Source organism: Pontibacillus yanchengensis Y32 (genome assembly GCF_000770635.1).
GTDB classification, from domain to species: Bacteria; Bacillota; Bacilli; order Bacillales; family BH030062; genus Pontibacillus; species Pontibacillus yanchengensis.
The window spans coordinates 1-7,464 of sequence record NZ_AVBF01000105.1; the positions used below are offsets into that span (position 1 = coordinate 1).

Consider the following 7,464-nt stretch of genomic DNA (forward strand, 5'->3'; position numbering starts at 1 on the left):
TTATAATTTCCTAGACGACAAGCAAAAGTAATAGTAGTAGATATACTATATTTCTCATATAATCCCCATTTCTAAAGAGCTTTTAGGTAATGAATTTTACTAATGATTTACGACAAAATCTAGTATTTAGCATCTCAACTATGACCAAATCTTTTTAAATTATAGAATGCAGGGGTTGAAAATAGTGATCACGTTACAATATTCACTTATTGTATATATTCCTCCATGTAAATAGGTTAGCTATAATTAATAGTAAAAGGTAGATATAAATCGCACCATCAAACAAAGATCCAATTAAGTAATGTGCTCCACCCATTACTGCAATAACAACCATCGATGTTAAGGACTTCCACCCATCACTTTGCTGCATTTTTGAGAATGAGTCAGAAAATGGTAGTGTGCCTTTCAGAAGAATATGATAACAAACAACAACAAATAATTGAGCACTGAATAATACCACAACTAAATCTGGGAGTATTCTTATACCAAAAACACTTAGGAAAATGAGAGATAATACAACATATACAGGCACGAAAAGCTTGATAAAAAACGCTTTCAACGTTCCGCTATAAAGGAATCCGTAATCCTTTATAGGCGTGGTTCTGAATATCCAAGCACCATTGTATTTTCCTGAATATTTTAGCATAATGATGGATGACGGAATCATGAGTGCACAAAGATAAATATTAAAATAAGCGTTACCTTCAGAAACCTCCGATAAGGAACTTCCTTGAAGAATGTTAAATATAAAGATAAACGGAAAAATAAATGAAAATCCTATCGAAGGGTACACCTTCAGTCTAAATTCCCGTTCATTTTTCATCATATACGTTGCAAAATGATAAAATGCTCGTTCTTCTTTATTCCTTAACATCCATCTTCCTAATAAAGTGTTTTTTCTTTTACTATTATTCTTTTTCGTTACACTAAAATTAGATAGCTTTTGTAAATTCCGTTCAAAGTTTGGCATTAGTTTAGCATATATGACCATCGAGATGACCGGAACTAATAAAGCTAAACAGGTAAAGACAATAATGTAGCTACTATCGTTTCTATTTAGTACTAATTCAAAAGGTGCTCCAAACCAAAAAGGTGGAATCACGTATTGCCACCACTGCGGTTCAAAGCTTACGGTTGTATCTATTAATTGAAAGGATCTGCCTAATAGCTGATAACCAATTACCATTGCAATCGATAAACTGATTTGGACATAGTTTATAATATCTTTTAGCTTCTCTCCATCAAAGAATTTCAAAATAAGCAGATAAATCAGTGCAGTTAATACGATAATTAGTAAATCTAATAGAATGATAGACACGAAAAAGATACAAAAAAATGCTATTCCCTGTACAAAAAGTCCAACAATTAAAGGAATACCTGTCGTTGACAACGTTAAGAAAAACAGATAAATACATATGTGCAGAGCTTTTGCTAGTCCGATGGTTCTTTTATCAATAGGCTTTGGTGATAATATAGTTCTATCTCGTAAATCCAATAGCACGGAGGAAAAGTCAGAAATCATAGAAGTCATTACAATAAACATAATAACCCCGAATCCGATGCTCATTTGAAAAAAGTAATTGTCCCCTAACAGGATAAACGGAATGATGAATAAGCCCATTAGCGCATAAATCCATAATGATGATAAAAAGTAATTCTTATCTTTATCGTCCTTTTTATTTGACTGATTGAATATAGTCGGTACTCTTCGCTGATCCATGGTCAGCTTTACTTGGAGAATTCTTCTCAAAACAGGATAATGAATACCGAATAAATGAAATAAGCCCTTGAACAAGTCCAAGAATTTTAAGGTTTGAAAATCCTTCATATTCTATACCTCATCTTGCACGGTGGCAACAAATTCTTCAGCAATTTCTTTATGCTCATCAAAGCCTGTTAATTGGTTAAATATCTCTTCCAACGTGCCTTCCTTATTTTTTGCTTTCAATTCATCAAAGCTACCATCAGCTACAATCTGACCATTGTTAAGTAAGATAATTCTGCTACTGATTTTCTCCACCACGTCCATGATGTGTGAAGAATAGAAAATCGTCTTCCCCTGCTGAGCAAGCTGGGCCAATATCTCCTTGAATATCATCACACTATTGGCATCCAATCCACTGATAGGCTCATCCAAAAATAAGAGATCTGGGTTATGTAATAGACTGGATATGATTAAGGTCTTTTGTTTCATTCCTTTAGAATAGGAGTTTATTCTCGTATGGTAGACGTCCTCTAAACCAAATAACTTCATTAGATTGATAGCCTTTTCCTTTACTACCTCACTGTCCATCCCATATAGCTCTCCAATAAAGGTCAAATATTCTTGTGCAGTAAGGTTATCGTACATTTCAGCAACTTCAGGAACATACCCAATTCTTCTTTTGTATTCAATGTCACCGTTAGAAATATCCTGCCCAAAAATCTTTATCTCACCGTTAAACCCTACCTCCAGTCCAAGCATAAGCTTAACGGTTGTACTTTTGCCCGCGCCATTCGGTCCAATATAGCCAATAATTTGGCCTTGATAAATGTCTAAATCTATTCCTTTTAATACCTGGTTCTCTCCGTATGTTTTGTTTAAATTTTTGATGGTTAAGATTGGTTCGTTCACTATTCACTTCACCCTTTATCTGAAAGCTATTTTTCTTATCCCGAATGATTGCCTCAAAACAACCTCCATATTAACATAAATATCCAATATTCAGAAGAAATTACTTGTATAAACAATTATACAGCCAATTCTTCCTATGCCTTCTTTTTCTTTTATAGTTGTTTAACAATTCCTCTTTTGTATCATCCTGATTAAAAGAAGTGTACATTACTGTATCGCTATCCTTATGAAGGTTTATAATCAAAAATGCACAACGGAATAAGGTTATGCTATACAATAAGTATAGGAGATACTCTTATTATTCATTTGAAATAGGTCAGGAGTGTTAAGATTGTCGATATTCCGACGGATCTTAGTGTTGTTGCTTCTAGTAGGAGGCTTTTGGTACTTTTATGGCGATGACATGAAACAGTCAGGCATGAAAGGGACTAGCGAAGCAATTCAAGAAGATATAAATAATATAAAAAACAATTCCCATATAGAAAACGTAGTAGATCGAGTGGAGAGGGAATTTCGGTTAGTGATTGGACAATTACAAAATACACTTGAAAATACCAAACAAGATGAACCGGTACAACCTGCACCGGACAAACCAGAGTTAGCTACGCCCAATCAACAATCGTTTTCTGTTCATAACGTTGAAATTGGAGCTACACGTACTAAAGTCGAACAAAAGATTGGGGCTCCCAAGCGAAAGACGCTTAACGAATATGGTGTAGAGTGGGAAGCCTATCATGAAGACTATCATAATTTTTTCATGGCTGCTTATAATGATCAAAGTAAAGTGGTTGGCTTATATACAAACCAGGACTTGTTATCATCAAAATCTGGCATTTCGTTTGCTAGTACAAGAGCTTCGGTTCTTAAAACATTAGGCGAGCCCCTTGAAACCATCCAAAAAGGGATGACCCGTTATCAGATTAAAGGTAATGGGGAGTACGATACATTCCTTGTAGATCAGAATTATGTAACCATTTTTTATGATAAGCATGAACAAAATCATGTAACAGCGATCCAAATCATCTCTCGTAACCTTGAGCAGGATAAGCAAGGATTTTATGCCGAACCTAGCAAACCATTGAAAGTAGGGTTTGAGTATCAATTGTTTGACCTTACCAACGCAGCAAGAGTCAAACATCAATTACCTACTTTAACATGGGATGAACGAGCAAGAAAAACCGCCCGAGACCATAGTGTCGATATGGCAAAAAACGGCTACTTTAGCCATAAGAATTTGGATGGACAGTCCCCGTTTGATCGCATGAGGGAGGATGACATTTCCTTTATTACGGCTGGAGAGAATATCCTAAACCAGCGATTTGAGAGACTTACGGTAGGAGTGGCCTTTGATGATGAATCACGGCCCTTTTATACGGAGAACTTTTTAACAAGGTAAGAGGTGGCTATTCTTTACTATACTATGAACGTAGATTAAAGTTAGTATTTTATAATTACTAAAGTAAATAAATATACTAGATAAAACACTTTTATCTTTTTCATTTTATAAAAACACATCCACACAATAAAACAAATGTATTATTCTTGACCATTACAAAATTAAATGCGATAAAAAAGAAAGAAAACGTATATGAGAAATCTAATATAGTTGGAAAAGAGTGATTTATTATTTCAAATGATAATGCTAAATCCGAAAAACTAAATGAAATTAGTAAAGATGGTTCTTTTAAAAGACAAACCAATCAATTTACGACACCTTTTGGCTCTAAAGAAGGTGAACTGCCTGTAGAAAAAGGTCGGTATCGACTATTATGGTCACCTGCATGTCCTTGGGCTCATCGTTCTGTTATAGTTCGTAGATTGCTTGGTTTAGAAGATGCTATTAGTCTTGGTACAGCTAGTCCTATGCGCCCTAATATTGGTCGTGTTGATTGGGAATTTTCATTAGACGAACATCATAAGGATCCAGTTTTAGGTGTACAGTACGTTAGTGAGGTTTACTTTAATGCGAATTCCTCCTATTCTGGCCGCCCCACAGTACCTGTTATCGTAGATATACATGAGAATAAAGCTGTGAATAATGATTATTTTAATCTAACCAATTATCTCGAAATCGAGTGGAATTCCTTTCATAAAGAAGATGCTCCGGATTTATATCCAGAACATATGCGAGAGGAAATCGATGAATTAAGTGATGTTATATTTCATGATATTAATAATGGCGTTTATAAATGTGGGTTTGCCCACTCGCAAGAAGCATACGAGCGAGCGTTTGATCAATTGTTTTCTCGTTTGGATGATTTGGAACAGCGTCTAGCATCAAATAGATTCTTGCATGGAGATTTTATTACAGATACGGATGTCCGACTTTACACAACGTTAGCTCGCTTTGATGCAGCGTATTACAATGGCTTTAATACAAACCGAAACCTCATTCGTGAATTCCCTAACTTATGGGGGTATGCAAGAGATTTATATCAAACACCAGGCTTTGGTGATACCACTGATTTTGATGCCATTAAAAGACACTACCATTTATCTATAACAATTAATCCTGAGAGTACAGAAGAAAAAATATTGCCTAAAGGTCCTGATTTATCAGTGTGGGAAGCACCCCATTCTCGAGCTAGATTAAGTGATTCTCAAGATAAGTTCAGACGTAAGAAAGGAAACTAACAGGTTATGACACTAACTATTCGCGAAGCAAGACAGGATGAATTACCCGCTATCAGAGAGCAACGAGTCAATGCTTATCGAGATCATATCCAGTCCATACCAGATGAACATTGGAAGGCTTTGAAGCAGGCTATATCATCAGATGCCGATCAGCAACCTGGAGTGGAACTGCTAGTAGCAGAACATGAAGGTAGCATAATCGGAAGTGTTGCACTCTTCCCTGCTAAAACAGATGCATATGAAGGATATGTAGATGTGCTGGATTATCCTGAAATTCGTGTTTTAGCAGTATCACCAGAAGCACGTGGACAAGGAATTGCCTCAGCCTTAATAGATGAGTGTATTCGTCGAGCAAGAGCACAAGGATATGAGTTTATCGGCTTACACACAGGGCAGTTTATGAGAGATGCCATCGCACTATATGAACGGTATGGGTTTGAACGATTACCACAGCATGATTTTGAACCTGCAAATGATGGTGTTATCGTAAAGGCATTCCGGTTGGCATTATAATTTAACTTTTAAAGCCTGATTGCACAAGAATTCAATTGTGTGATCAGGCTTTTCTACTTGATAAAATATGTACATTATATTTTTTTCTTAAACAACGCTTAATCAACACCATATCTACCATTATTAGAATGAACATTTATGCCCTCTATTACTTTATCCCACTCGATAATCTCAAATCCTAGACTAGTGTGAAACTCAATAGATATTTTTCACTATAGAGGCAATGGATTGAATAGCCCTACTTCATTTTTTTTATTATCGGATATATCCAGAGAATTTTCGATTTATAAAATGGAAGTGCAAAATTTTATTGTGCTTTCCTCTTTTCCTTCAAACATAAGAGAAGGCTTAACTTTAGACCTCTAAACCAAACTCCTTCTTTAAATTAATGTTTTGTAAAAGTTGTCAGTTTCAACACAACCTTCATAAATTCCTCAAATGAAGTTGTTTTTTTAGATTGGTTATACCATTTTCGTACCGTTTCCATGACCCAAAAAGGAATCGATTTCTCATCAACAAGATGATAATACTCTTCATAGGCTCGCTTTAAATGTTTCCATCTATAATCATCACCCGGTTGGACATATTCTGATACATCGATTATTTTGGCTCTACCATTTTGTAACAATATATTCTTCAAGTGAATGTCTCTCGGATTTAACCCCTTTCCCCTTACATATTCTCTCGCTTCATCCACATCCTTTACCACTTGATTAGGTATATGGATGCCTTGCAATAAGCAATCAAAGAGAGTCAGTCCTTCCTCGTAACGTAACACAAGAAGGTTATCGTAAGAGGCGTAACACTTTGTGAAAAAGATCGAATCCCCTAATTGTCTATAAATATCTTGTTCTACCTTTAATTTGGATACTTTATCACTCGCATATAGTTTATATGCATACAAAGGTTCATCAACTGATTGAAATACAGCCGCATCTGTTCCTATACCGATACACTTCATATCCTCAGGAACACTGTGAATGGAAACAGGTTCATTATTGGCATTGGAGTAGACCATAATCTGTGATAATGAAGGAAAGGCCGATTCCCAGTTGTTTTTCACATGAATTCTCCTTTTTCTTTATGACTATATGAAACAGCTTCTAATGGAAACTATGACTATTATTATATTAGAAGCTCACCGTATAAATGCTTTTTGTTGAGTAGAACATGCATCTTGAAGCCATTTCGGATGCATTTCGATTAGATCCTTTGGGATGTTCCATTGATCAAATATATCTACATCTATTGATTCGGCATCGCATGGCGAAATCGTCCCTCCTGTTATTTCTGCTAAGAAACAGGTAGTAATAAAGTGGACGACATTACCATCAGGATACGTGAATGATTGATTACTAGGTTCTGAATATACGCCTATTAGTTTCATTATGTTGATATCTAAATTCGTCTCTTCCTTCACTTCTCGAACTGCTGCTTCTGAAATCGTTTCTCCAGGCTCTACATGACCAGAAGGAAGTCCCCACAATCCAACATCTTTCCTTTTTTGTAATACTACACGATTGTCATCATCCATTACAACTACCGCAATTGCTGCTCTTACTTCATTAGGGTTATTCATCGTTTTACCTCCAAAAGAATTGTTCGTAAATGAACAAAAGCGCAAGCGACCGGTTAGCGACGTATATGCTGCGGTCCACACGACGTGGGTTGGTTCGATGTTGCTGCACGATGCAGCGATCTTA

General features: G+C 35.9%; 7 protein-coding genes. 3 read left to right on the forward strand and 4 right to left on the reverse strand.

Annotated features, from left to right (window positions below; translation table 11 throughout):
* Positions 1-202 precede the first annotated feature (202 nt).
* Positions 203-1,828 (reverse strand): hypothetical protein, encoded by a 1,626-nt coding sequence (locus tag N782_RS19870; RefSeq protein ID WP_036824574.1) that lies wholly within the window; start codon positions 1,826-1,828, stop codon positions 203-205.
* A 3-nt stretch (positions 1,829-1,831) separates the two neighbouring features.
* On the reverse strand, positions 1,832-2,614 hold the full coding sequence (locus N782_RS19875) for an ABC transporter ATP-binding protein (protein ID WP_036824577.1): 783 nt from the start codon (positions 2,612-2,614) through the stop codon (positions 1,832-1,834).
* Positions 2,615-2,936: 322 nt separating this feature from the next.
* On the opposite strand from N782_RS19875, the gene N782_RS19880 reads away from it, so the two are divergent.
* The 3 genes from N782_RS19880 (at position 2,937) to N782_RS19890 (ending at position 5,761) form a co-directional block, all read left to right on the forward strand.
* Positions 2,937-4,010, forward strand: coding sequence for a CAP domain-containing protein (locus N782_RS19880; protein ID WP_036824579.1), 1,074 nt, complete (start codon positions 2,937-2,939; stop codon positions 4,008-4,010).
* A 269-nt stretch (positions 4,011-4,279) separates the two neighbouring features.
* Complete coding sequence (locus N782_RS19885) at positions 4,280-5,248, forward strand: glutathione S-transferase family protein (protein ID WP_338048276.1); 969 nt, start codon at positions 4,280-4,282, stop codon at positions 5,246-5,248.
* Positions 5,249-5,254: 6 nt separating this feature from the next.
* Positions 5,255-5,761 carry a GNAT family N-acetyltransferase gene (locus N782_RS19890; protein WP_036824584.1) on the forward strand — a complete coding sequence of 169 codons (507 nt, stop codon included), beginning with the start codon at positions 5,255-5,257 and terminating at the stop codon, positions 5,759-5,761.
* A gap of 385 nt (positions 5,762-6,146) precedes the next feature.
* Here the strand turns inward: N782_RS19890 and N782_RS19895 are convergent, their stop codons facing one another.
* Together N782_RS19895 and N782_RS19900 are read right to left on the reverse strand one after the other, a co-directional pair.
* A complete protein-coding gene (locus tag N782_RS19895; protein ID WP_036824586.1) occupies positions 6,147-6,824 on the reverse strand; it encodes a serine/threonine-protein kinase in 678 nt (225 codons plus the stop codon).
* Positions 6,825-6,899: 75 nt separating this feature from the next.
* A partial coding sequence (locus N782_RS19900; RefSeq protein WP_476704242.1) for an NUDIX domain-containing protein occupies positions 6,900-7,464 on the reverse strand: 565 nt, incomplete at its 5' end.